A 26,270-nucleotide genomic window follows, 5' to 3' on the forward strand; every position below is an offset into this window, starting at 1 on the left:
CGTTTTCAAAGTGAACGACAGAGACGATTAACGTGTAATGGAATACACGGTCCCGTCTTTTGCCTGGATCAGCAGTTTGCCATCAGCGGCAACCGGGTCAGTCTGGAAACCGGAGCTATCAACTTTTTGCTGGGCAACGAAACGGCCATCTTCAACGTTAATCCAGTGCAGATAACCTTCGCTGTCACCCACCACCAGATTGCCATTATACAGCACCGGGGACGTCAGCAGGCGATGCAGCAGATCGCTTTGAGTCCACAGTGTAACGCCACCGTCGATGGTCAGCGCCATCACCCGGTCATTTTGATCGACCAGATAGATGCGGTTGCCGTCGACGATGAAATCATTCACCGAACCCAACTCGCGTTTCCACATAATCTGACCACTGCGCAAATCAAGCGCCGTCAGGTTACCATTATAGGCCAGCGCGAAAACAACACCGTTCACCACAACCGGCGTAGTATCAACATCGCTCAAACGGTCAATTTCGGTAGAACCGGTCGCCTGGGAGATACGCTGCTGCCAAATCATCTGTCCCTGCTGCATCAACACAGCACTGACGCGACCATTATCACCACCGACCACTGCCGCACCAAATGCAGTTGCTGGCGCAGACTCGCCACGCAGAGAGAGCGAAGGCATATCGAGGTTAACTGTCCATTTAACAGCGCCGTCAGCTTCGTTCAACGCCTGCAACTGACCGTTGCTGGTGTGAATCAAAACCAGACCGTCACTGACTACCGGACGAGAAAGTGCTTCACCCGCTACTTTGGTTTGCCATGCAACAGTACCATCGCTGGTGTTCAGCGCGTAAACCTGCGCTTTTTCGCTGCCAATATAGACATGACCACCCGCGACGGTCACGCCGCCGGAAAGTAACGCAGGCTCTTTAGATAACCAGCCATCTTTCTCGGCCAGACTGACAGACCAGATTTCTTTGCCGTCATCCGCATTCATCGCTTTAACCAAACCAGCGCGATCGGCAGCATAGACAACGTTATCCGCCAATGCCGGATGAAGATTAGAGTAGAAGTTACCAATGCCGCTACCAACGGAAGTGCTCCACGCCGTGGTCGGCGTAAACTGGTTTTCAACGGTCGGTAATGGGGACATCTTCACCACATCTTCTTCACTGTTAAACAGCGAACAGCCGCTTAAAAGGGTAACGGAAAGCATTCCTGGCAGCAGTAATTTACGCAATTGCATCGGGTCCCTCTCAGATGGACAAATTATTAATTTTCATCTGCATCATTTCACTCAGTGCCGGGGTAACATCGCTTTTCACGCCTGTTTCCCACGCACTACGCGCACCTTGCTTATCACCTTTGCTCAGCAATGCTTCACCACGCAGGTCAGCAACAATAGCAGCCCAACCTTCACCTTTAATGGTATCGAGGGTTTTCAGCGCGGCATCAGCCTGCTTGAGCTGCACCTGAACTCGGGCAAGACGCAGATTTATCACGGCTTTGAGATTTTCATCGCTCGTGTCCGCCAACCCTTGTTGTAATTGGGTGGCAGCTTTCTCTAGTTCATTTTTGTCAACAAATTGCTGCGCAAGTTCCAAAGAAGCCAGCGCGCCATAAGTATTTTTATTTTCAGCAGCGAATTTTTCCGCCGCCGGGATGCTGTCCGGTTTGCCTTCGCTCACTGCGGTAACCGCATTTTGATAAGCAAGAGAAGTGGATCGTGAGGACTCAACCTGATGGCTGTTCCAGTAGCGCCAGCCAATCAGTGCGCCAACACCTAAAATCACCCCAACAGCCAGTGCTTTGCCATTTTCAGCAAAAAAGCGTTTAACTGCTTCAACCTGGTCGTTTTCGTTCTCGTAAATTTCCACGCTGTCCTTCTCCTTCCTTAACCCAGTAACGTGCGCAAATGCGCGGCCACGCTATCCTGCGCAACTGCCGTTTGCTCACCAGAGCGCAAATCCTTCACCACTGCCGTGCCGTTGGCCACTTCGGACTCACCCAGCACCACAGCAACACATGCGCCCCATTTATCAGCACGGGCAAACTGTTTCTTAAAGTTGCCGCCGCCGTGGTTGGTCATCAATTTCACGCCAGGTAATTCATCACGCAGACGCTCAGCTAATGCCATAGCCGCAGATTGAGTATCAGCACCTGAGGCCACCAGGTATATATCGACAACAGGATCGGCTTTAAATTCCGGATTAACTGCCTGAACTAACAACACAAGACGTTCGAGGCCCATTGCAAAACCCACTGCCGGTGTTGCGCGTCCGCCCAGTTGTTCCACCAGACCGTCATAACGACCGCCTGCGCACACTGTGCCCTGAGAACCAAGACTGTTAGTCACCCACTCGAAAACGGTACGGTTGTAGTAATCCAGACCACGAACCAGACGCTGATTTACGGTGTAGGCGATACCTGCGCTCTCCAGCAGTTTGCAAAGACCAGCAAAGTGCTCGCGAGACTCTTCGTCCAGATAATCGCCCAACGCCGGAGCATCGTTAAGTAGCGCCTGCACTTCCGGATTCTTGGAGTCCAGCACGCGCAGCGGGTTGGTATACATGCGGCGTTTGCAGTCTTCGTCCAGCTTTTCTTTATGCTGTTCGAGGAAAGCAACCAGCGCATCGCGGTAATTGGCACGCGCTTCCAGCGAACCAATTGAGTTCAGCTCGAGGGTAACGTGTTCAGAGATACCCAGCGCGCGCCACCAGCGGGCGGTGAGCATAATCAGTTCGGCGTCGATATCCGGGCCTTGCAGACCGAAGACTTCGCAGCCCAACTGATGGAACTGACGATAACGCCCTTTTTGCGGACGCTCGTGACGGAACATTGGCCCGATATACCACAGACGCTGTTCCTGATTGTACAGAAGACCATGCTCGATGCCGGCGCGTACACAGCCCGCCGTCCCTTCAGGGCGCAAAGTCAGGCTGTCGCCATTGCGATCCTCAAAGGTGTACATCTCTTTTTCAACCACGTCGGTGACTTCACCAATCGCACGTTTGAATAGCGGGGTCTGCTCTACAATCGGCAAGCGGATTTCACTGTAACCGTAGCTGCCGAGCACGTTTTTCAGTGTGCCTTCAATGCGCTGCCAGATGGCCGTTTCGCCAGGCAGGTAATCGTTCATGCCGCGAATGGCTTGAATGTTTTTTGCCACGTTTATTCTCTTTCTGAATATAAAAATGAACCCTCAACGCTTCCCTCAATATTTCGGGAGCCATGCGGGTTCAATCATACACGGGAAGCGAGACGCTTCCCATCACGTTATTATTTTTCAACCTGCTGAACGTCAATTCGACGCGCTTCGTCCAGTTGGCTGGCTTTTGCACGAATGCGTGCTTCCAACTGGTCGATCATGTCGTTGTTGTCCAGACGGTCTTTGCGCACGCCATCTTCATAAAGGCCGCTTTTCTTGTTGCCGCCCGTGACGCCAAGCGTGGAAACCAACGCCTCGCCAGGACCGTTCACCACACAGCCGATGATAGAAACGTCCATCGGGGTGATGATATCTTCCAGACGCTGCTCCAGCGCGTTGACCGTACCAATAACGTCGAATTCCTGACGAGAACAGGTCGGACAGGCAATGAAGTTGATCCCGCGCGAACGGATCCGCAGCGATTTCAAAATATCAAAACCGACTTTGATCTCTTCAACCGGATCTGCCGCCAGTGATACGCGCAGCGTATCGCCAATGCCTTCCGACAACAGCAGACCTAAACCAATAGCGGATTTCACTGCCCCGCTACGTGCGCCACCGGCTTCGGTAATACCCAGATGCAACGGCTGATCGATCTGTTTTGCCAACAGACGGTAAGACTCCACGGCCAGGAAGACGTCAGACGCTTTCACGCTGACTTTGAACTGATCAAAGTTCAGGCGATCGAGATGATCAACATGACGCATAGCGGATTCCAGCAGCGCCTGCGGCGTCGGTTCGCCATATTTTTCTTGCAGATCTTTTTCCAACGATCCGGCGTTAACGCCAATACGAATCGGAATGTTTTTATCGCGCGCGCAGTCAACCACCATGCGAATACGCTCTTCATTGCCGATATTACCAGGGTTAATGCGCAAGCAATCAACGCCATATTCCGCCACTTTCAGCGCAATGCGATAGTCGAAGTGGATGTCGGCCACCAGCGGCACATTAACCTGCTGCTTGATAAGTTTGAACGCTTCTGCAGCGTCCATCGTCGGTACAGAGACGCGAACGATATCGGCACCGACACGTTCCAGCGCCTTGATTTGATTGACCGTCGCTTCGACATCCGTCGTGCGCGTATTAGTCATGGACTGTACGGCGATGGGAGCACCATCGCCAATCGGCACATTCCCAACGTAAATACGTGTTGATTTTCTACGTTGAATTGGAGCCTGGTTATGCATGAAAAATCTCCCGCGTTACCCGTCTGTTACTGCGCCGGTGATTGTTCGGCATTTAGGGTCAGACGCGCAACCTGGTTAGTTCTGATAAAACGACTCAGATCGACAGGTTTCCCTTGATACTGGATCTGCACTGCGGCTGGCGCACCAATTTTCAGTTTATACGGTGCCTGACCGGCTAAATTCAAATTACCGCCTTTACGTTGCATCCCGCTGAACAGTTTTTTACCGGTAGCATCGGTAACTTCCAGCCAGCAATCGGCGGTAAAGTTCATGACCAGTGCATTAGGATCAGCCGCTGGCGTTGTTACAGCAGCCTGATCGGTTGGCAATGGTGCTGCGGCATCTGGCGTCGTTGTTGCAACCGGAGCCGCCGGTGTAGTAGTGGCCGCAGTATCAACATTCGCCTGTGAAGGAGGAACAACCGCGTTCTGCTGTGGATCTACAGCAGGAACTGGCGTCGTCACGGCTGGCGCTTGCGTGTTCGTAACGGTGGTCTCCGCCGCCGATGGCGACGTAGCGGTACTGTTCTGATCAGTAGCCGTATCTAACGGTACACTCTGGCTCTGGTTATTATTCAATTCCGCGGTAGATTGATCAGCCATCGTGGTGATCTCTTCCTGCTGGGCTTTGTGATCCTGCCACCACCAGGCACCGCTCAGGCCAATCACTACAAACAGAACCAGCCAGGTAAAGGTCATCAACCAGCCATCGCGTTTTTTACGTCGCTTCCCGAGGGAGAAACTCTGCATCGGCGCAACTTTTGCGGCCCGCAGAGGTGCCTGCTTTTCCAGCCCTGGCAGCAGTTCTTCTTCTGGAATATGGACCAGACGCGCATAAGAGCGGATATACCCGCGCAAGAATGTTGAAGCAAGATCGGCTGGTGCCTTATCTTCTTCAATGTCGCGTACCGTGGAAACCTTCAAACAAAGTCGTTCGGCAACGGCTTGCTGGCTAAGTCCAATTTGTTCACGGGCATTACGCAAGCGAGCGCCGGTGGTAAGTGCTTCATTTTGGTCGTGCGTGGCTTCAGTATTCATTCGCTGCAGGTACGTTTAAATGAGAATTGGGATGCCGGTGAACCATCACGCCCACCCACACCGCGAAACATCTGTAAGGTTAACCTTTATCATACAGTATAAGACTGTCTGTGTGCTCGTGACAAAGCCCACGTGAATCAAAGCTAACTTACTGTTGCATCGTTACATACTGCCTTAAAGTCAGCAAAAACGCACCGTTAATATTGATCAGACAATTGCAACTTAATGCGACATTCATAAAACATTACGCCACGGTACATAAAGTAACCGTGGCGTAATGGCTATCAGACCGTTTTAATGTCGATGGTTTCACCCTGCATCCGTTTACGCAGAGTACGTTTAGTACGGTCGATGACATCTCCCGCTAACTGGCCACAAGCGGCGTCGATATCATCACCACGGGTTTTACGCACAATGGTGGTGAAACCGTAGCTCATCAGTACTTTTGAGAAGCGATCGATACGGCTGTTCGAGCTACGACCATACGGCGCACCCGGGAACGGGTTCCACGGAATCAGGTTGATCTTACACGGCGTATCTTTCAGCAGCTCCGCCAGTTGGTGCGCGTGTTCAGTACCGTCATTAACGTGGTCGAGCATCACGTACTCGATAGTAACACGGCCCTGGTTAGCGTTGGATTTCTCCAGATAACGGCGCACCGCAGCAAGGAAAGTTTCGATATTGTACTTTTTATTGATCGGTACAATTTCGTCACGAATTTCATCATTTGGTGCATGCAGAGAGATTGCCAGTGCAACGTCAATCATATCGCCCAGTTTATCCAGCGCCGGAACCACGCCCGAAGTAGAGAGCGTCACGCGGCGTTTAGACAGGCCAAAGCCAAAGTCATCGAGCATGATTTCCATCGCCGGAACCACATTGTTCAGGTTAAGCAGCGGCTCGCCCATGCCCATCATAACAACGTTAGTGATTGGGCGCTGACCGGTGATTTTTGCTGCGCCGACGATTTTCGCCGCCCGCCACACCTGGCCGATAATTTCCGACACCCGCAGGTTACGGTTAAAGCCCTGCTGGGCGGTGGAACAGAATTTACACTCCAGCGCACACCCTACCTGCGAAGAGACACAAAGTGTGGCTCGGTCATCTTCCGGGATATACACCGTTTCGACGCGCTGATCGCCCACGGCAATCGCCCATTTAATGGTGCCGTCAGATGAGCGCTGTTCTTCAACCACTTCCGGTGCGCGGATTTCCGCCACCTCTTTCAGCTTGCCGCGCAACACTTTGTTGATGTCGGTCATCTCATCAAAGTTGTCGCAGCAATAATGATACATCCACTTCATCACCTGATCGGCGCGGAAGGGTTTTTCACCTAACTCTTTAAAAAACTCCCGCATCTGCTGACGGTTGAGATCCAGCAGGTTGATTTTCCCATCTTTCGTGGTGACGTTTTCAGGTGTGACTAATTGTTCAGACATATGCTATTCCGGCCTCGTTATTACACGTTATGGCCCCTGGAGGGTTGAAAAAAGAAACGCCCCGGTGAGCGGCTGCTCGTCCGGGGGCGCTGCATTGTACAAATTCTGGCGCACGGATGCCACGTTTGCACGCGGCATTTACGAAATTATTAACGCGTGCGCGGACACACTTCGCCTTCACCGAAGAAATAAGCGATTTCGCGAGCGGCAGATTCTACGGAATCAGAACCGTGGGTGCCGTTTTCAGTCAGGCTGTCAGCGTAATCAGCACGCAGAGTACCCGCCAGCGCATTTGCCGGGTTGGTTGCGCCGAGCAGATCGCGGTGACGCTGAACCGCATTTTCGCCTTCCAGCACAGAAACCACGATCGGGCCAGAGGTCATGAACTCAACCAGACCATCAAAGAACGGTTTTCCATCGTGTTCAGCATAAAAACCACGAGCCTGTTCAACGGTCAGGTGCAGCATTTTAGTGCCGACAATTTTGAACCCTGCAGCTTCGAAGCGCGCAAAGATACTACCAATGACGTTTTTTGCTACCGCGTTCGGTTTGATGATGGAAAAAGTACGTTCAATAGCCATTTTTACCTCTGTAAATTGTTCTGTTGTTGTCTGTACCAGCGTACGAGATGGCGCGGATTATAATGAGCAACAAGGCCGTTGACTATTGATGAAGGTAACATTTTTTTAAAATAAACCGAGCTTAAGCAACAAACCGTCGTGAAACAGACTACTGCATGGAAAATCTCACCGTCGCTACTTGCCCCATTTCATCCATCACCAGTAATTGATAATCGCCTTTTTCACTCAAACGCAGCGTAACGTTACGCCCACGTTCAGTTAACGGCTCACCATTAAGAAACCACCAGCGTTCACCTGCGCCACCACTGGTTTGCACAGGCAAAGAAGCATCAGCAGCGCCAGGTAATCGCTTAATAATGGTGCCATCACGTACTCCTGTTAGTTGCAACGGGAGTTGAGCATCGCGACCGTATGGCGGGCATATTGTCGATGCCGGAGGCAAACGCACAGCCCGGCGTTCCGGAGCAGGCAGCCAGGGTTCCAGCGGTAGCGGCCAGACATTTATCATTTCTTGTCGCGCCTGTGGACAATCGGCGGCGCCTCGTTTGCCATTTTCATCCAGCCAGATAGGGAAACGTATGCCATTAATCCCTTCCTGCTCCGGCAGTAACAGAGTTGGCGGCTGGCTTCCATCCAGTAACCAGGTTGCCAAGCGACGCCGACAGTTACTGTCACCTTCCGGCAAAGACTGCCCGCCCGGCCAGCAGATAACACCACGGCTTACAGAGTTCGGACGTGGGTCTTCTGGCAGATTTGCACTGCGCGACAGTAAGATATTATTGACCTGATTCAACAGCGGTACGGCGCTGGCAAAGCCAAACTGACCAACAACAGGCGTACCGTCCGGCCTGCCGGTCCAGATACCGATGATATAGCGAGCATTTATACCTATCGCCCATGCATCTCGATAGCCATAACTGGTGCCAGTTTTCCATGCCAGTGGTACGATGCGCGGCAAAGCGCCATCCGGCAAGGGTTGCGCTTCATCAGCCATGATCCGGCGGATGATCCACGCAGCCCCCGGCGACATTAAGGGGCGTTCAAGCAGGGGGTCGTCAGGCTGTAAGCGCAATTTACCTGCCTTACCGCGGCGAGCAAAAGCGGTATACGCTGCTGCCATATCTTCCAGTTTTGCACCTGCGCCGCCGAGAATGAGCGACAGATTCGGCGCAGCACCGTTGGGCAGAAACAGCGGTAACCCGATGTTACGCAGCTTTGCCGCAAACCGTTTCGGACCATAGGCTTCCAGCACCTGCACGGCGGGTAAGTTCAGCGAGCGCACCAGCGCCTCGCTCATGCTGATCGGGCCATGAAATCCGCTATCAAAGTTACCTGGTCGATAATCGCCGGTGCGTCGGGGGACGTCCTGCAACAACGATGCCGGATGGATCAATCCCTCATCCAGCGCCAGACCATAGACAAACGGTTTAAGCACCGATCCCGGCGATCGGATCGCATTAACCATATCGACATGACCAAAGCGTGAATCATCATTGAGATCAACCGATCCTACCCAGCCGCGAACACGCATATCAGTATGATCAACCACGATCATCGCCAGTGAACTGCGCGGCGGCAATCGTCCTTTCCAGTTTAGCGCCAGTTCTTCCAGACGCCGCTGAAGGCCTGCATCCAGTGTAGTAACGATTTTGTCGCTTTTACTTTTACCGAGCATCATCCGCGAAAACAGCGGTGCCAGTTTTGGCATCTGTCTGGGTGCCAGCCAGACAGGTTCTTCGATTGACTCTTTTACCTGCTCACGGGACCATACACCTTGCACTGCCATCCGTTTGAGCACTTTATTACGCGCAGCCTCGGCACGCTCCGGCCAGCGATCCGGGCGCAGCCGACTGGGTGCTTGCGGTAATACCGCCAGCATTGCTGCCTCGGAATAGCTTAAATTTGCAGGCGATTTCCCAAGATAAGCCCAACTTGCTGCCCCAACTCCCTGCAACGTACCGCCAAACGGGGCGCGATTAAGATACAAAGTCAGAATTTCACGTTTAGACAGATGCCACTCCAGTTGAAACGCGCGCCAGAGCTGACGAATCTTGCCGCCAAACGTTTTGGGGTGAGGATCAAGCAGACGCGCCACTTGCATGGTGAGCGTGCTACCGCCAGAGATAACCCGACCAGAAGTCAGATCCTGCCAGGCTGCGCGCGCCACCGAGAACGGGTTTACGCCAGGATGCTTCCAGAACCAGCGATCTTCGTAATTAATCAGTGCTTCAATATAACGTGGAGAAACATCTTCGATTGCTACCGGATAACGCCAGATACCATCTGCATCAGCAAAGCGCCACAGTGGCGTACCGTCCTGCGCCACAACCACGCGTGCGGGATTGACTTCATGTAGCGGCAGAGGCCAGAGTTTATCTGCTCCCCACGCCGCCAGAATGATGATAAAAGGCGCGGCTGCCAGCGTTATCCAGCAGCCGCGTTTTGTTAACAGACGAGGCATTTACGGTCTGACAATCAGCAAATCTTCAGTCGCACCCGTCGCCCGCCATTGGGGAACATACATCGATTCCACCATCGGCTGCGGCATCTGATACGTTCCCGGCGTTACCGCCCGCGCCAGATATACCAGCGTTACCGGTTGATATTCATCAACGGCAACCGCGGCCACAAAGCGATCGTCACGGAACTCAATGTGCTTAATGCTCGCTTGCTGCATTTGATTGAGCAAGTTTTGCACTTCGCCACCACTTTGTTCCAGACTGGCGCTGCCGTTCGCCAGGTTCTGGTTTTCCAGTTCCAGACCCGCTGGCAACAAATCAACCACCAGCGCATCCGGCACGCTGTTACTGGCTTTTACCTGCAACCAGACCAGCACCAGATCGCCACTACGCAACGAGTCCAGAGACTTGCTCTTACCATCAGTACCTAATATATGGCGCTCAATTTGCAGAACATTATTCGCTGGAAGCGGTGCAGACTGCGGATAACCGCTGGCATCCACACGCAGCCATAGCGGTTGGTCGCCACTGTTGGTTACCTGCAAAGTTGCAAGTTGATCGCTATTCAGATTGCTGTTTTGCGCTTTCTCGCCTGTCAGAGGTGCGGCAGAGAAAGACGTTTGCGCCTGCCATTTGCCCGGTAAATCCTGAATCGCACGGGCAGCCAGGAACAACGCGTTACTTTCCTGAGTTGATAGCCAACGTTCACCAAACGCCTGCTGCGAAAGCGTGTTCAATAAGGTGTTCTGATCATCTGGCAATAGTTTGTTCTCTTCCAGCAAGGAGAGCATCAACGCGTTGTCGCGCAGTGGGCTACCGTAATCGCCCAGCCATTTCCGCTCATCATTGCGCGGCGTTTTCAGCGCCAGTGCAATCGCTTCTTCACCACGCATCGCATCGCCCATCGTTTTCAGCGCAACGCCAAGTTGCAACAGTGGCAAACCCGAAGCAGCATCTGCACGACGCTCCCAGATTTCACGCAGTGCACCCAGCGGTGCTTTTTGCTGCCGTGCCAGTACCAGCGCAGCATAAGACTGTATGGCAAACTTGCTGGCTTTGAGGTTATCCGCATACGGAATCGACATCATGCCCGGATCTTGTAAATAGCGCAGCAGACGCTCATTTCCCCGGTTAATGACTTCTGTCGGCACGCTGTAACCCTGCTCACCTGCGCGAACCAGAAAATCCATCACGTAGGCAGTCAGCCAGTACTCTTCGTCACCGTTTTTATCCCACAGCGCAAAGCCGCCGTTATCACGTTGCATTTGCAGCAAACGCGAAATGCCAATATCAACTGCCGCACGGCGTTTATCATCACTGTCGCCTTTGATACCCAATGCCTGTAGCTGGGCGGCATTGGTATAAAGTGACGGGAACAGGCCGCTGGTGGTTTGCTCCAGACATCCGTAAGGATACGCTTTTAACTCTTTAATATAACGAGCAATGTTCAGCGGTGGTTTGCCGCTCAACAACAACTGTCCTTCCAGCGTAACAGGCGAGAAGTTTTGCAATCCATCAGTTGGCATCGCCCATGTTTCACCAGGCTGCAACGCCGTACCATAATTGACCGTTTGTGCCGGGAATGCCGGACGGACGCCAATTTTCCACTGCTTATGCTGATCGGCAACGGTTTCACCCGGTAACACTAACCCGCTAATGGTGGCCCGAATTTCGCCATCGCCATAGCCCGTCAGTGCGCGTACCGGGATAAACAGCGTAGTTCGCACGCCTGGCGCTAATTCAACGCCTGCGGGCGAGTTACTCACCAGTTCAAGTAAACCGCTGGCGGTCAGAGCAACGTTCAGTTTTTGCGGTTTATCGGTAAGATTAGTGATATCCAGCGTCAGACGCGAGGTATCGCCGCTGGCCATAAAGCGTGGCATATTCAGTTCCGCTATCACCGGTGCGGCAACAACCACTTTACTTTCGCTGCTGCCGAAGTCATCCGCTGTCCAGGCCTGCGCCATGACTCGTAGCTCACCATTAAAATCGCCAATGGGTAGCGTAACCGTGCCTTCCCCCTGTTCATTGAGCGTTACCGGCTGTGCCTGTTGCGCAACAATATTGACGTGGTTCACGGGCGGTTTACCCCCGCGTTTCAGCTCATCGCCATCGCCACCAAAGCGCAGCGCTGCCAGACGTCCCTGACCTTCAATAACCTGACCGTAAATATCGTAAATATCAGCACCATAACGTTTCTGACCAAAGAATGCCTGCCACGGATCTGGTGTAACGTAATCAGTGATATTCAGCACACCACTATCAACGGCCGACACCAGCACATTCACCTGTTTTGGCATCTCACCATTTTTATTGCTGGCTTTGATTTTCACGGTTAATGGCTGATTGGGGCGCATTTTTGTTGGTGTTTCCAACGCCAGATCGAGGCGACGGTTTTCATCGCCAAGCGGCAAATGCAACACGCCAACCGCACGTTTTGGCGTCGCGGAACGAGATTTATCTCCCGGACGAACCACCAGCGTACTTAAATAGAGGTCATGTCGATTCCAGGTTTTATCGACCGGAATCGTCAAATCCAGCCCTTGTGCCGGGACATCAATCTCTTGCCACCACAGCGGCCCTTCACTGGACTCGACCATCGCGTAGCCTTTACCCGCCGTTGGCGCAGCAATATGCAACTTGATCGTATCGCCAGGTCGATAACTGGCTTTATCCAGTTTCATCGTGACACGGTCTGGTCGTACCGCACCGCTACCATCGCTATTATCCTGCCAGCTATATCCGGCCCAAAAACGCACGCTACTGACCGCTTCATTCGGCGCTTTGACTTCCAGACGATAAGCGCCCCACTCTACCGGGAAACTCACTTTGCCGGTTTCACCCGCTTGCAGATCCAGTGTTTGCTCATTTTCGATCAGATCTTTTTGATCAAACTGCGACCGCCAGCCTTCATCTTCCGACCAGTTCCAGTAGTAATCACGACGTTCACGAATCAGTCTCACCTGCAAGCCCGACACGGCTTTTTTCACGCCCTGTGCATCGCTATAAACGATATCAAAAGCAGCGTTACTGTCTTCATCAACAATGGGCTGTTTTACCGTGCTGTCAGTGCGGTAATCGTAAACCGATTTTGACGAGAACTGCGGGCGGATCCCTGGCAACGCATCCGCAGGCCAGATAGCCTGTTCAACACGGCGCGTCACCGGGCGGCCGCCGGATTCCAGTAAACTCCCCTGGAAAATAACCTGCAATGGAGAATGTGTTTCTTTCCACTGACTTTCTGTAGAAACTTCGCCGCGCCCTTTATCATCCAGCGTCAACTGGACTTCATCCAATGATCGGGAAAGGTTTTCGGCAGCAATATCACCAAATTCGAAACCGGGTAATGCAGCAACCGCTTCACGCAGTGGCCGCAGGAAAAGCTGCCCCTGCAAGGTATTACCGTTAGCAGGCGCTCCGTACAGGTAGTAACCCACCACAGAGAATTTCACCTCATCTTTCGGCGTTAACGGCGTTTTCTCGCCACTCAGATTCAGCGCCATACGCTCAGGCATGAAATCTTCGACGTGGAAATCCCACATTCGATACTGGTTATCGCCCGTGTTAGCGCGGATATGCCACATGCCTGTTGGCGCACTGCTATCGAGTGGCCAGGTAAAGTGATAGAGGCCATTTTGCGGCTGACTAACGACGCTCCTAAGAACCTGCCCGTCGGGTTTAATCACGTCCAGTTTGACAGGTTGATCCGGTAACATTTTACCGTCCGCATCCCGCAATAACCCATTGAGAATTACCGTTTCGCCAGGGCGATAAAGATCGCGCGGGCCAAACATAAAGAACTGCTTGCTGTAGCCTGGCGCGCCTGCAATGTTAAATTCCGCTAAGTCCAGCGCCGGAAGTTTTAAATCAAGCAACGTTGTCTGACCGTCTTTACGCGCCAGCAGCAGTGCCGCGTTTTTGTCATTTTCCAGTTGCACATGGCCCTGTGCATCACTGGTCGCCTGAGTCAGCGTTTGCCCTTCCTCATTTAATAGCGAGACTTCAATTCCTTGCTGGGCCGCGCCGTTTTCCAGGCTTTGGGTAAAGATATCCAGACGATTGTGATAACGGTGGGCCGATACGCCAATATCACTTAACGTAAACAACGTAGCCGGATTACTGTAATCGTAACGTCCGGCCTGATTCATCACCGCCAGATACACGCCCGCCTGCTGAAGCGGCTTGATATCGCCCAGCGGCAGCAATAATTTTTCACGAGTGTTACGCGCAGGATTGAGATCAAAACGCCCGGTGTAGACCAGATCAGCCATCTGCAATAGTTTGTCCGATTGCCAGTTCGCCAGCGAATTGCGGTATTCCCACTGGCTAATGAAAGCAGGCAGAGATTCAGGCTTCACACGGAAGAAGTTAACATCGACATTATTAACGTTGAGCGCCATTACCGGCAGCCCTTCAACGACTTTCCCGGGCAGCAGCGAACCACGGCTGGCAAAACCGACGCTGGGTTGGATATCGCGGGTAGAAATCGTTTTTTCGTAATCTTTACTGAAGGTTGCGTTATTGAGAGCTTTGACCTCCTTGCCAATAGTGACGATCAAATCACGTTTAGGTTCAAGGTGGCGCAAGCGTAGCTCTTTGAGATTATCTGATAGCTCCCAGGCACCATCCACTTTGCCGCTCTTTTTATCGACGACATGGATAACACGCGAGAAATCCTGATCCGGGTCGAGGGGGATGGAGAAAGTCAGCACCAGCGTGGCTGCGCCATCGAGTTGTACTTCAGAGAGATCCAGCAATGTCAGTGCTTTACCGGCACTCTGTTGTGCCAGTTTTTGTCGCTCCACCGCGGAGGTTTTTGCAGAATTCGTATTTCCCGACGATGTGTCTTTAGCAACTTCTGAGGACGCGTCTTTTTTCACCTCTATTGGCGCGTTATCGTTGTTGTCGCACCCTGCCAGCGCCAGCATTAACATGCAGGCGGCTATGCGTAACTTTTTCATCTCTCATCCCTGCCACAATGGCCCGTTAGCAACATCGAATAATTATTATGCGTGAGAAATGACGTTATGTAATTCACTATCACGCCTACAGAATCCGAATTTTAGTGAGAAATGTGGCTCAGACAGCCAAATCAGTCTCTTTTGCTTGTCGCTTTTCGGCAAACATCCGACAATTTAGCTTAACCCCGGCAAAAATGGAGATGCCTATGTCCACGACATGGTTTGTAGGAGCCGACTGGCTCGCTGAACATATAGATGATCCGGAAATTCAGATTATTGATGCCCGTATGGCACCGCCCGGACAGGAAGATCGTGACATTGCCCAGGAATATCTCAATGGACATATCCCCGGCGCAGTATTTTTCGATATCGAAGCACTTTCCGATCACACTTCCCCGCTTCCGCACATGCTGCCACGCCCGGAAACATTCGCAGTGGCAATGCGTGAACTGGGCGTTAATCAGGACAAACATCTGATTGTCTATGATGAAGGTAACCTTTTCTCTGCACCGCGCGCATGGTGGATGCTGCGCACTTTTGGCGTGGAGAAAGTGTCGATTCTGGGCGGTGGACTGGCGGGCTGGCAGCGCGATAGTCTTCTGTTAGAAGAGGGCGCGGTGGTATTGCCGGAAGGGGAGTTTAACACCGCGTTTAACCTGGAAGCCGTGGTGAAAGTGACCGATGTGTTATTGGCAAGCCATGAAAAAACGGCGCAAATTATTGATGCCCGACCGGCAGCGCGTTTTAATGCTGAAGTTGATGAACCTCGCCCAGGTTTACGTCGTGGGCATATTCCCGGCGCGCTGAATGTTCCGTGGACGGAGTTGGTGCGCGAAGGTGAACTGAAGACGACCGATGAACTGGATACAATATTTTTTGGACGCGGCGTCAGCTATGACAAACCGATTATTGTCAGTTGCGGTTCTGGCGTAACGGCAGCCGTCGTGTTGCTGGCACTCGCTACGCTGGATGTACCAAACATAAAACTGTACGACGGTGCATGGAGTGAATGGGGGGCACGGGCAGATTTGCCGGTCGAGCCAGTGATATAAGCTTTTTATTGCTGGTCTGGTTCGCGGCCTTTCCAGCAGATTGACTTGTGTTGCATAAGCAACGCAGGTGCTTCACAGCGCTTGCTATCGCGGCAATATCGCCAGTGGTGCTGTCGTGATGCGGTCTTCGCATGGATCGCACAATGAAGATACGGTGCTTTTGTATCGTACTTATTGTTTCTGGTGCGCTGTTTTCCCAGGTAAATAATAACCGGAGTTTCTCTGGTAATAATTTACTGGTGGCTAACAACCTTCAGTGCAGCAAGTAAGCCCGAATGCCGCCCTTTGGGGCGGCATATTTTATATTATCCGATTCTGTTTAAAATCACGCAGGAATCCACCCCAGCGACGTTCATAGAATGGCGCAATATGTTCGGTAATAAAGTGGCTAATTCCTTTTTCCCCTTTTTTCACCTGACAAATATCGATAGGTTCATCGCCCGGTAACGTATCGGTCGCCACACTTCCCGCCGCCTGAATAATTTCTTCGATATCGCCATCTGCTTCAATACCAATAAGCAAATTAGGTTGTGCCTCTTCGCTTTCTTTAATTGAACAAATAAAAGCGCGCTTCACCGGCTTAATGGTTTTAAATAAGGTGGTGAGCGAATCAATCATTTGTGCTGGCGGCTCTGCGACTTCCGATAATATCAGCGACTCGCCACCTTCCAGCACTTCCTGACTGCTCAGTGGGTTTCCCTCTTCACCGATCAGCAAACTGATTTCACGCGGCATAAACTCTTTGCCGGTGGGCAGTTTTGCATTAAGGAAGAGCGTTTCACCAAGGGTCATCTCAAACAGCGTGCGAACGGGCATCACGACAAATGCTTGTTCGTCTTCAACCGCCTGTTGAAGTGCTTCTAACGAGGTGAAAAAAGGAATGACGCTGGTGCCATCTTCTTTTTCCCAGTGCTGTAAATCAAGTGCACTATCTTCAGCTACTGCCTCGCCCTGCGCCGCTGTACCCGGCACCCAGACAGTGGATTCCAGTAGCGTACGGAAAAAGGCCGGACGGTGTGCCGGTTCGGTTGCTGCTTTTTCCAGCAGGTCTTCAAGTTCATTTTTTGTTTCGGACATAAGAACCACAATTCATTCAACGTTCTGGGCGCAAGTGCCTGATGCGCTACGCTTATCAGGCCTACAAGTGAATCGCAATTTGTTGAATTTGCAATACTTTGTAGGCTGGATAAGGCGTTTACGCCGCATCCAGCATGAACAAATGCACTTTGCCAACGGTCTGATAAAAAAACCGGATGTGGCTTGAACCGCATCCGGCATAAAAGATTACGCAGTTAACAGATTGGCAATCGTGCGCACACCCAGCCCGGTCGCGCCCGCAGACCACTGCTCAACCGGCGCTTTACGGTAAGTCGCTGAGCAGTCAATGTGCAGCCAACCTTGCTGATAGTTCTCAACAAAGTGCGACAGGAAGCCCGCCGCCGTACTCGCCCCTGCCGGATAAGCCGCGCTTCCGGTATTGTTAAGTTCGGCAAAGTTTGACGGTAACTGGTTACGATGGAACTCCGCCAGTGGCAGACGCCAGAATGGTTCATTCTCCTGCGCGGCACTCGTCAGCAAACGCCCTGCCAGCGCATCGTCAAAACTGAACAGTGCGTGATAATCATTACCCAGCGCGGTTTTCGCCGCTCCGGTCAGGGTCGCAGCATCAATAATCAGTTCCGGTTTCTGCGCGCTGGCATCAATCAGGCCATCTGCCAGCACCAGTCGCCCTTCCGCATCGGTGTTCATCACTTCGACTTTTTTACCGTTGCGATAGGTGATGATATCGCCCAGTTTGAACGCGTTGCCGCTGATCAGGTTATCCGCACAGCAGAGGAACAGTTTCACGCGTTTATTCAGACCGCGCGTAATAGCAAATGCCAGCGCTCCGGTAACCGTTGCAGCACCGCCCATATCGGACTTCATCGAGTCCATAAACGCGGTCTGTTTGATACTGTAACCGCCGGAATCAAAGGTGATGCCTTTGCCTACCAGGCAAGCGTATACCGGCGCTTCTTTATCGCCCGTTGGGTTATAGTCCAGCGCCAGCAATACCGGGGAACGTTCTGATCCGCGTCCAACGGTGTGCAGCCCCATATAACCCTGCTCGCGCAGATCTTCGCCTTTAGTGATCCGGTAAGTCACACGATCGCCCGCAACGTTGCTGATCAGATCAACAGCACGCTGCGCCAGTTGTGATGGCCCCAGTTCTTCAGCCGGTGCGTTGATGGTGTCACGCACCCAGTCGATGATCATCAGGCGGTTATCCAGTTCCTGGCGTTGTGCATCGTCCAACTCCGGCCACTCGACTTTACGCGTACCTTTAGGCGCTTTGTAACCCTGCCAGAACGCCCAGCAACGATCCACATCCCAGCCTTCACCACTTAACTGAACATGCTTAATGCCCAGACCGTCAATCTTGCGCGCCGCACGCTGGATCAGCCCCAAATCGTCAGCCCCGGTCAGGTGCAGGGTAATGCCATCATTATTAATGCTGTAAGTCGCTTTTTCTCCCCAACGCGCATCAGCAGGTTGGGAAGAAAGGGTAATTTTCATCGCTTCTGTCATTTTAGTTATCCTTATTTGTTTAACAGCAAAACGGGCTACCCCCAGGCAGCCCGTTTATTCACTCAGCTTCGTCCAGCCAGACTAACAAAATCGCTTCGAGGATTTTCTCGTTAGATGCCTGCGGGTCGTCGTCGAAATCTTCCAGATCGCAAATCCACTGATGCATATCGGTGAATCGAACCGTTTTCGGGTCGAGATCGGGATACGCATCGTACAGTGCTTCGCCAATTTCGCGGCTATCGGTCCACTTAAGTCCCATACTAACCTCTGTTAATGCTCACGCGCATGGTTGATAGTGTAACGCGGAATTTCGACCACTAAATCTTCATCGGTGACGCGCGCCTGGCAGCTTAAACGGCTTTCCGGCTCCAGCCCCCAGGCTTTGTCCAGCATGTCGTCTTCCTGCTCAGAGCTTTCCGGCAACGAGTCAAAACCTTCACGAACGATACAGTGGCAGGTGGTGCAAGCGCAGGATTTTTCACAGGCGTGTTCAATCTCGATGCCGTTACGCAGCGCAGCGTCGAGAATGGTTTCACCGCTCTTAGCTTCCAGAACAGCACCATCAGGGCAGAGATCCTGATGAGGCAAAATAACAATCTTTGGCATATTAAACCTCGTCCACGGAATGGCCTTTCAGCGCACGACGAACCGACTGGTCCATGCGGCGAGCGGCGAAATCCTGGGTTTGTTTGTCTACGTTTTTAATCGCTTGTTCGATGGCGTCAACATCATCGCCCTGCGCTACTTCACTCAGGTGAGCAGCGGCATCGTCGATGACCTGACGTTCTGCGGTGCTTAACAGCGCGGCATCCGCAGCCAGCGCGCCGTTCAGACTTTCCAGTACGCGCGCCGCTTCGACTTTTTGTTCAGCCAGCATACGGGCTTTTACGTCCTGCTCGGCATAGCTCATTGAGTCTTTAATCATTGAGGCGATTTCGCTGTCGGTCAGACCATAAGAAGGTTTGACCTGAATAGACGCCTCAACGCCGGTGGATTTCTCCATCGCCGTCACACTTAAAAGACCGTCGGCATCGACCTGGAACGTTACGCGAATATGCGCACCGCCAGCCGGTAACGCCGGGATCCCACGCAGCGCAAAACGTGCCAACGAGCGGCAATCCTGCACCAGTTCACGCTCACCCTGCATAACATGGATAGACATTGCCGTCTGACCATCTTTAAAGGTGGTGAAATCCTGGGCGCGGGCCACCGGAATGGTGGTATTACGTGGGATCACTTTCTCCACCAGGCCGCCCATAGTCTCAAGGCCCAGCGACAGGGGGATCACGTCGAGCAGCAGCATTTCACTGTCCGGCTTGTTACCCACCAGAATATCAGCCTGAATCGCCGCGCCAATGGCGACAACTTTATCCGGGTCGATGGAGGTCAGTGGCGGACGACCGAAAAATTCGCCCACCCGTTCACGCACCAACGGCACACGGGTAGAACCGCCAACCATCACCACTTCCAGAACTTCATCAGCCTCAACGCCCGCGTCTTTCAGCGCGCGACGACAGGCCAGTAAGGTTCGTTTAACCAGTGGTGCGATCAGTTCGTTGAATTGTTGACGGCTGATTTCGCCCTGCCAGCCCGCAACATTAACAGTCACGGAATCGGCATCGCTCAGAGCGATTTTGGCCGCAATGGCGGCATCCAGCAGTTCACGCTGAACGCGGTTATCGCTACGGTCAGGAATGCCCGCCTGCTCGCGAATGTAATCCGCCAGCAGATGGTCGAAGTCATCACCACCGAGCGCAGAATCACCGCCGGTCGCCAGCACTTCAAACACGCCGCGACTTAAACGTAGAATGGAAATATCAAAAGTCCCGCCGCCGAGGTCATAAACGGCAATCACACCTTCCTGACCGGAATCCAGCCCGTAGGCGATAGCCGCAGCGGTCGGTTCGTTGAGCAAGCGCAGGACATGCAGGCCAGCCAGACGCGCTGCGTCTTTGGTGCCCTGACGCTGGGCATCGTCAAAGTACGCCGGAACGGTGATAACCACACCATCCAGCTCGCCTGCCAGGGCTTCAGTTGCCCGTGCTGCCAGTGCTTTGAGGATGTCCGCAGAAACGCGCACCGGGTTCAGCAGTCCCGCCGCCGTTTCAATCATCGGCAGACCATTCTCGCTGGCCTGGAATTGATAAGGCAAATGCGGATAGCGTTGCTGGATATCAGCCAGCGAGCGCCCCATCAGGCGTTTAACAGAACTAATGGTGTTGGCTGTGTCAAGCGCTGCATTAGTACGCGCGTCATACCCCACCGAATGCCCTTGCTGTTGATAGTGAACAACAGACGGCAGCAGGTGACGGCCTTCATGGTCGGCTAACGTTTCGGCCTGACCGCTGCGTACTGTCGCCACCAGCGAGTTGGTTGTGCCCAGGTCAATACCGGCCGCCAGACGACGCTGATGCGGCGCAGCACTCAAACCAGGTTCACTAATTTGTAATAAGGCCATGTTTAGCTTCCAGAAATTAAAAATCGAGCAGTTTTTCTTCGAGTTGTTCGGCACTGCTTCGCAGTTTATCGAGAAAACGCAGCTTACGCACGGTATCCGCCGCCGCGTCCCACGCCTCGTTGTCTAACTGTTCAACCATCAACTGATGGCGGGTATCAAACATCTTTTTGACGCGTTTGATAAAGCTTTCCAGCCGCGCTTCGTCTTTCGCCTGTTCGATCTCGTCCAGCTCCTCGCGCAGCTCCAGTTGTTCCATCAGGAACGCGGTGTCGCGCACTGTATGCTGCTCGCTGGCAAGATCAAAACCGTGCAGCGAAAGCAGGTATTCTGCCCGCATCAATGGATGACGCAGCGTTTGCCATGCCTGGTTAATGGTTGCGGATTGCTGGACGGCGGCGAGTTGTTCCGCCTGGCTTCCGCTGGCGAATTTATCAGGATGATACTGACGTTGTAGATCCTGAAAACGCAGGCTCAATGCCTGGGTATCGAGTTGATAACGGGCAGGCAAGCCAAAGAGGGTGAAGTAATCCATAACATTCTCAGGGCTGCGATCCGCCGCAATGACGGCGAATCAGGTAAAACAAACCCCACGCGCAGGCGACCACGGTGGGGTTATCGGTATGCGCATCAGACGTGGAAGCTTTCGCCGCAACCACATTCATCTTTTACGTTCGGGTTGGTGAATTTAAACCCTTCGTTCAGGCCTTCTTTTACGAAGTCCAGTTGCGTACCGTCCAGAAATTGCAGGCTTTTGCCATCGACCACGACTTTCACGCCTTTGTCTTCAAACACGATGTCTTCCGGCGTCGGTTCGTCAACAAATTCCAGTACATACGCCATACCTGAACACCCAGAGGTTCTCACACCCAGACGCAGGCCAAACCCTTTACCGCGGTTAGCCAGAAAGGTATTTACTCGCGCTGCTGCACTGTCGCTCAGTGTAATCGACATAACCAAACCTCAACTCTTATTTTGCTTCACGTTTGCTTTTATAGTCCGCAATGGCGGCTTTGATCGCGTCTTCTGCCAGAATAGAACAGTGAATTTTCACCGGTGGCAGTTCAAGTTCTTCAGCAATATCGGTGTTTTTGATCGCCTGTGCTTCGTCGAGAGATTTCCCTTTCACCCATTCGGTCACCAGAGAACTGGAAGCGATAGCGGAACCGCAGCCGTAAGTTTTAAAACGCGCGTCTTCAATGATACCTTCATCGTTGACTTTAATCTGCAACTTCATCACGTCGCCACAGGCTGGTGCACCCACCATGCCGCTGCCCACGTTTTCGTCGTTGTTGTCGAAGGAACCCACGTTACGCGGATTCTCGTAATGGTCGATAACTTTTTCGCTGTAAGCCATTATAAATTCTCCTGATTCCGATACCGATTAATGATGAGCCCATTCGATGCTGTTCAGATCCACGCCCTGCTTGTACATTTCCCACAGCGGAGAAAGGTCACGCAGACGACCGATGGATTTACGAACTAACTCGATGGTGTAGTCGATCTCTTCTTCAGTAGTAAAACGACCTAAAGAGAAACGGATAGAGCTATGTGCCAGCTCGTCGTTCAGCCCCAGCGCGCGCAGCACGTAGGACGGTTCGAGACTTGCCGACGTACAGGCGGAACCTGAAGAAACCGCGAGGTCTTTCAGCGCCATAATCAGCGACTCACCTTCAACGTAGTTAAAGCTGACGTTGAGAATGTTCGGCGCACCGTGTTCCAGGTCACCGTTCAGGTAAACTTCTTCGATATCTTTGATGCCGTTCCACAGACGGTTACGCAGGCCGCGCAGACGTTCCATCTCGGTCGCCATCTCTTCTTTTGCGATGCGATAGGCTTCGCCCATACCCACGATCTGGTGAACCGGCAGTGTACCGGAACGCATACCGCGCTCGTGACCGCCGCCGTGCATTTGCGCTTCAATGCGCACGCGTGGTTTACGACGCACATACAGCGCGCCAATACCTTTCGGACCGTAGATTTTGTGACCGGAGAAAGACATCAGGTCAACTTTCAACTGGCTCAGGTCGATAGGCAGTTTACCCACGCTCTGGGTTGCATCAACGTGATAGATAATGCCGCGGGCACGGCACATTTCACCGATAGCCGCGATATCCTGTACCACGCCGATTTCGTTATTCACGTGCATGATAGAAACGAGGATGGTGTCATCACGCATCGCCGCTTCGAGTTCTTTCAGATCGATAATTCCGTTACGCTGCGGCGCCAGGTAGGTGACTTCAAAACCTTCACGCTCAAGCTGACGGCAGGTGTCCAGTACCGCTTTGTGTTCGGTTTTGCTGGTGATGATGTGCTTGCCTTTTTTCTGATAAAAGTTGGCTGCACCTTTAATTGCCAGGTTGTCAGATTCGGTTGCGCCAGAGGTAAAGACGATTTCACGCGGGTCAGCACCGACCAGATCGGCAATCTGATTACGGGCGATATCTACTGCTTCTTCAGCCTGCCAGCCGAAACGGTGAGAACGGGAGGCCGGGTTACCAAAGGTTCCGTCCATCGTCATAAACTGCATCATTTTCTCGGCAACACGCGGGTCCACCGGCGTGGTTGCGGAGTAATCGAGATAAATCGGTAATTTCATTGCTCTATAAACTCCGTACATCACTCAATGCAAGGAATCAGGCTACCGGCTGGATGTACGACCGTGTTTACGAAGTGATAAACACTCCGGCCTGACTCTGAATTCTTTTTATTAAGCGCGTAACTTAACGTCGATCGCGTCTTGTGTGCGGGTACGTGGCGCGTCGTGAGTATGTTGACGACCAGACACATCCAGCACTTCCTGGTTATTGACCAGTTCGCCTAAAGTAATGTTGTTGAGAAAACCGGTGAGACGGTCGCTCAAATCACGCCACAGCGCGTGGGTCAGGCATTTATCGCCGCCCTGGCAGCCGCCTTTACCCTGACAACGGGTGGCATCTACAGATTCGTCAACGGCGCTAATCACTTCGCCAACGGCGATGCTGCTGGCATCTTTGCCCAACAGATAACCACCGCCAGGTCCACGTACGCTGGAAACCAGACCATTTTTACGCAGACGGGAAAACAGTTGTTCCAGATAAGAAAGGGAAATTCCCTGACGTTCAGAAATATCAGCCAACGGAACCGGGCCTGCTTCGGAGTTGAGCGCAACGTCCAGCATTGCGGTCACGGCATAGCGCCCTTTAGATGTCAGTCTCATGTCTTACTTCACCTCAAACTCGCCCCTGCCCGGGGTTTTTTATTGTAAAAGTGGGGGTATTGCATAGCAGGGTCAAGTCTGACATTCCCGAGTAAATTGGTCAACTATTTACTTGACTGATTTAGTCAGGTATTTAGCCTTCAGTGCCATTTTCTTATCGTGGCATTTGTACCTGTTGTCGGATGCGGCGTAAACGCCTTATCCGACCTACGGTTCCGCGCACTTGTAAGCCTGATAAGACGCGTTAAGCGTCGCATCAGGCAATGACTGTCGGATGCGGCGTAAACGCCTTATCCGACCTACGGTTCCGTGCACTTGTAAGCCTGATAAGACGCGTTAAGCGTCGCATCAGGCAATGACTGTTATTCGGCCTTATTGCCTTTATTCTGCTGCTCAATAGAAGCCAGAATCCCACGCAGGATATTCAACTCCTGACTTTCCGGGCGCGCACGCGTAAACAGACGACGCAATTTATTCATCACCTGCCCCGGATGGTTTTCACGAATAAAACCGGTTGCCAGCAACGTTTGCTCCAGATGACCGTAAAAACGTTCCAGATCATCCACCAGCGGATACGGCGTCTCTGCATGCTCAACCTGCTCGCCGTTTTCCTGGGTCGCCAGCCAGGCCATACGCACTTCATAGGCGATAACCTGTACTGCCATCGCCAGGTTCAGCGAGCTGTATTCCGGGTTCGCGGCAATCGCGACATGATAATGGCATTTCTGCAGCTCTTCATTGGTCAAGCCGACGCGCTCGCGACCAAAGACCAGCGCCACCGGCGTGTTTGCCGCTTCAGCGACGCTTTTCAAACCGCATTCGCGCGGGTCGAGCATCGGCCACGGCAGCGTACGGGAACGCGCGCTGGTGCCAACGACCAGGCTACAACCAGCCAACGCTTCGTCGAGTGTATCGACAATCTGCGCATTACCAATCACATCACTGGCTCCCGCTGCCAACGCGATCGCTTGGGAGTCAGGTTTCACCAGAGGATTAACCAGCCACAGATTGGTTAATCCCATTGTTTTCATGGCTCGGGCAACAGAACCCATATTGCCGGTGTGTGACGTCTCCACCAGCACAATTCGAATATTTTGCAGCATTGTCTTTCTTCGTCTAAAGATTATTCGCGCATCTTATCATAAAACGAAGACAGATGCCGATCTCGCTGCTATACTCTGCGCCGTTTTCCCGTTCTTTAACATCCAGTGAGAGAGACCGATGCATCCGATGCTGAACATCGCCGTGCGCGCAGCGCGCAAGGCGGGTAATTTAATTGCCAAAAACTATGAAACCCCGGACGCTGTAGAAGCGAGCCAGAAAGGCAGCAACGATTTCGTGACCAACGTAGATAAAGCTGCCGAAGCGGTGATTATCGACACGATTCGTAAATCTTACCCGCAGCACACCATCATCACCGAAGAAAGCGGTGAACTTGAAGGTACTGATCAGGATGTTCAATGGGTTATCGATCCACTGGATGGCACCACCAACTTTATCAAACGTCTGCCGCATTTCGCGGTATCTATCGCTGTTCGCATCAAAGGCCGCACCGAAGTTGCTGTGGTTTACGATCCTATGCGTAACGAACTGTTCACCGCGACTCGCGGTCAGGGCGCACAACTGAACGGCTACCGTCTGCGTGGCAGCACTGCTCGCGATCTCGACGGTACTATTCTGGCGACCGGCTTCCCGTTCAAAGCAAAACAGTACGCCACCACCTACATCAACATCGTCGGCAAACTGTTCAACGAATGTGCTGACTTCCGTCGTACTGGTTCTGCGGCACTGGATCTGGCTTATGTCGCTGCTGGTCGCGTTGACGGTTTCTTTGAAATCGGTCTGCGTCCGTGGGACTTCGCCGCAGGCGAACTGCTGGTTCGTGAAGCTGGTGGTATTGTCAGCGACTTCACTGGTGGTCATAACTATATACTGACCGGTAACATCGTTGCGGGTAACCCACGCGTAGTAAAAGCCATGCTGTCAAACATGCGTGACGAGTTAAGCGACGCACTGAAGCGTTAATTTCTCTGGCGGGTGATTTCTCTCACCCGCCCTCGCCTTTCAGGCGCTATTCCGAAATACTTTCTCGCCGCTTTACTTTCCCTCACCGCTCTCCCACCATCTTTCCCCGATTAATGGATTACAAAAAAGTCGCAAG

23 protein-coding genes are annotated in these 26,270 nt (G+C 52.6%); 3 read left to right on the forward strand and 20 right to left on the reverse strand.

The window, feature by feature from the left end; translation table 11 throughout:
• Positions 1-27: 27 nt before the first annotated feature.
• The 9 genes from bamB to yfhM all read right to left on the reverse strand — a co-directional run bounded on the left by bamB (position 28) and on the right by yfhM (position 14,835).
• Positions 28-1,206 (reverse strand): outer membrane protein assembly factor BamB, encoded by a 1,179-nt coding sequence (bamB, locus tag C0K55_RS02330; protein WP_001177078.1) that lies wholly within the window; start codon positions 1,204-1,206, stop codon positions 28-30.
• A 10-nt stretch (positions 1,207-1,216) separates the two neighbouring features.
• Entirely contained in the window at positions 1,217-1,837 is a 621-nt protein-coding gene (gene yfgM, locus C0K55_RS02335) for an ancillary SecYEG translocon subunit YfgM (protein WP_000409215.1), read from the reverse strand.
• Positions 1,838-1,854: 17 nt separating this feature from the next.
• A complete protein-coding gene (hisS, locus tag C0K55_RS02340; protein ID WP_001107164.1) occupies positions 1,855-3,129 on the reverse strand; it encodes a histidine--tRNA ligase in 1,275 nt (424 codons plus the stop codon).
• A 110-nt stretch (positions 3,130-3,239) separates the two neighbouring features.
• Entirely contained in the window at positions 3,240-4,358 is a 1,119-nt protein-coding gene (gene ispG / locus C0K55_RS02345; RefSeq protein WP_000551807.1) for a flavodoxin-dependent (E)-4-hydroxy-3-methylbut-2-enyl-diphosphate synthase, read from the reverse strand.
• A 26-nt stretch (positions 4,359-4,384) separates the two neighbouring features.
• Positions 4,385-5,395 (reverse strand): cytoskeleton protein RodZ, encoded by a 1,011-nt coding sequence (gene rodZ, locus C0K55_RS02350; RefSeq protein WP_085449145.1) that lies wholly within the window; start codon positions 5,393-5,395, stop codon positions 4,385-4,387.
• A 284-nt stretch (positions 5,396-5,679) separates the two neighbouring features.
• Positions 5,680-6,834 carry a bifunctional tRNA (adenosine(37)-C2)-methyltransferase TrmG/ribosomal RNA large subunit methyltransferase RlmN gene (locus C0K55_RS02360; protein ID WP_000003330.1) on the reverse strand — a complete coding sequence of 385 codons (1,155 nt, stop codon included), beginning with the start codon at positions 6,832-6,834 and terminating at the stop codon, positions 5,680-5,682.
• Between the two features lie 149 nt (positions 6,835-6,983).
• Positions 6,984-7,415: a nucleoside-diphosphate kinase gene (gene ndk, locus C0K55_RS02365; RefSeq protein ID WP_000963841.1), complete on the reverse strand. Its 432-nt coding sequence runs from the start codon at positions 7,413-7,415 to the stop codon at positions 6,984-6,986.
• A 148-nt stretch (positions 7,416-7,563) separates the two neighbouring features.
• Positions 7,564-9,876: a peptidoglycan glycosyltransferase PbpC gene (gene pbpC / locus C0K55_RS02370; protein WP_105266346.1), complete on the reverse strand. Its 2,313-nt coding sequence runs from the start codon at positions 9,874-9,876 to the stop codon at positions 7,564-7,566.
• Positions 9,877-14,835: an alpha2-macroglobulin gene (gene yfhM / locus C0K55_RS02375; protein ID WP_105266345.1), complete on the reverse strand. Its 4,959-nt coding sequence runs from the start codon at positions 14,833-14,835 to the stop codon at positions 9,877-9,879.
• Between the two features lie 206 nt (positions 14,836-15,041).
• On the opposite strand from yfhM, the gene sseA reads away from it, so the two are divergent.
• Positions 15,042-15,887, forward strand: coding sequence for a 3-mercaptopyruvate sulfurtransferase (gene sseA, locus C0K55_RS02380; protein WP_105266344.1), 846 nt, complete (start codon positions 15,042-15,044; stop codon positions 15,885-15,887).
• 143 nt (positions 15,888-16,030) lie between these two features.
• On the forward strand, positions 16,031-16,156 hold the full coding sequence (gene timP, locus C0K55_RS26860; protein ID WP_242664687.1) for a small toxic inner membrane protein TimP: 126 nt from the start codon (positions 16,031-16,033) through the stop codon (positions 16,154-16,156).
• Positions 16,157-16,187: 31 nt separating this feature from the next.
• Here timP and sseB read toward each other — a convergent pair whose 3' ends face one another.
• The 11 genes from sseB to trmJ all read right to left on the reverse strand — a co-directional run bounded on the left by sseB (position 16,188) and on the right by trmJ (position 25,212).
• Positions 16,188-16,964 carry an enhanced serine sensitivity protein SseB gene (gene sseB / locus C0K55_RS02385; RefSeq protein ID WP_010378943.1) on the reverse strand — a complete coding sequence of 259 codons (777 nt, stop codon included), beginning with the start codon at positions 16,962-16,964 and terminating at the stop codon, positions 16,188-16,190.
• Positions 16,965-17,171: 207 nt separating this feature from the next.
• Positions 17,172-18,455, reverse strand: coding sequence for an aminopeptidase PepB (gene pepB / locus C0K55_RS02390; protein WP_000133530.1), 1,284 nt, complete (start codon positions 18,453-18,455; stop codon positions 17,172-17,174).
• A 58-nt stretch (positions 18,456-18,513) separates the two neighbouring features.
• On the reverse strand, positions 18,514-18,714 hold the full coding sequence (gene iscX, locus C0K55_RS02395; protein ID WP_000523616.1) for a Fe-S cluster assembly protein IscX: 201 nt from the start codon (positions 18,712-18,714) through the stop codon (positions 18,514-18,516).
• An 11-nt stretch (positions 18,715-18,725) separates the two neighbouring features.
• Positions 18,726-19,061 (reverse strand): ISC system 2Fe-2S type ferredoxin, encoded by a 336-nt coding sequence (fdx, locus tag C0K55_RS02400; RefSeq protein WP_001124467.1) that lies wholly within the window; start codon positions 19,059-19,061, stop codon positions 18,726-18,728.
• Position 19,062: 1 nt separating this feature from the next.
• Entirely contained in the window at positions 19,063-20,913 is a 1,851-nt protein-coding gene (gene hscA / locus C0K55_RS02405) for a Fe-S protein assembly chaperone HscA (RefSeq protein WP_001516878.1), read from the reverse strand.
• Positions 20,914-20,929: 16 nt separating this feature from the next.
• A complete protein-coding gene (hscB, locus tag C0K55_RS02410; RefSeq protein WP_000384411.1) occupies positions 20,930-21,445 on the reverse strand; it encodes a co-chaperone HscB in 516 nt (171 codons plus the stop codon).
• Positions 21,446-21,540: 95 nt separating this feature from the next.
• Positions 21,541-21,864: an iron-sulfur cluster assembly protein IscA gene (iscA, locus tag C0K55_RS02415; protein WP_000028953.1), complete on the reverse strand. Its 324-nt coding sequence runs from the start codon at positions 21,862-21,864 to the stop codon at positions 21,541-21,543.
• 16 nt (positions 21,865-21,880) lie between these two features.
• The gene (gene iscU, locus C0K55_RS02420; RefSeq protein ID WP_000331707.1) at positions 21,881-22,267 is read right to left on the reverse strand and encodes a Fe-S cluster assembly scaffold IscU; all 387 of its coding nucleotides are present in this window, start codon (positions 22,265-22,267) and stop codon (positions 21,881-21,883) included.
• Positions 22,268-22,294: 27 nt separating this feature from the next.
• Positions 22,295-23,509, reverse strand: a complete 1,215-nt coding sequence (gene iscS, locus C0K55_RS02425) for a cysteine desulfurase (RefSeq protein ID WP_001295373.1) — start codon at positions 23,507-23,509, stop codon at positions 22,295-22,297.
• Positions 23,510-23,620: 111 nt separating this feature from the next.
• Positions 23,621-24,109, reverse strand: coding sequence for a Fe-S cluster assembly transcriptional regulator IscR (gene iscR, locus C0K55_RS02430; RefSeq protein ID WP_001241357.1), 489 nt, complete (start codon positions 24,107-24,109; stop codon positions 23,621-23,623).
• 362 nt (positions 24,110-24,471) lie between these two features.
• The gene (gene trmJ, locus C0K55_RS02435) at positions 24,472-25,212 is read right to left on the reverse strand and encodes a tRNA (cytosine(32)/uridine(32)-2'-O)-methyltransferase TrmJ (RefSeq protein WP_000940037.1); all 741 of its coding nucleotides are present in this window, start codon (positions 25,210-25,212) and stop codon (positions 24,472-24,474) included.
• A gap of 118 nt (positions 25,213-25,330) precedes the next feature.
• Here trmJ and suhB point away from each other — a divergent pair, with 118 nt between their 5' ends.
• The gene (gene suhB / locus C0K55_RS02440) at positions 25,331-26,134 is read left to right on the forward strand and encodes an inositol-1-monophosphatase (RefSeq protein ID WP_000553448.1); all 804 of its coding nucleotides are present in this window, start codon (positions 25,331-25,333) and stop codon (positions 26,132-26,134) included.
• Positions 26,135-26,270: the final 136 nt, after the last annotated feature.

The sequence above is a fragment of the Escherichia sp. MOD1-EC6098 genome (assembly GCF_002965865.1).
Lineage (GTDB): Bacteria > Pseudomonadota > Gammaproteobacteria > Enterobacterales > Enterobacteriaceae > Escherichia > Escherichia marmotae.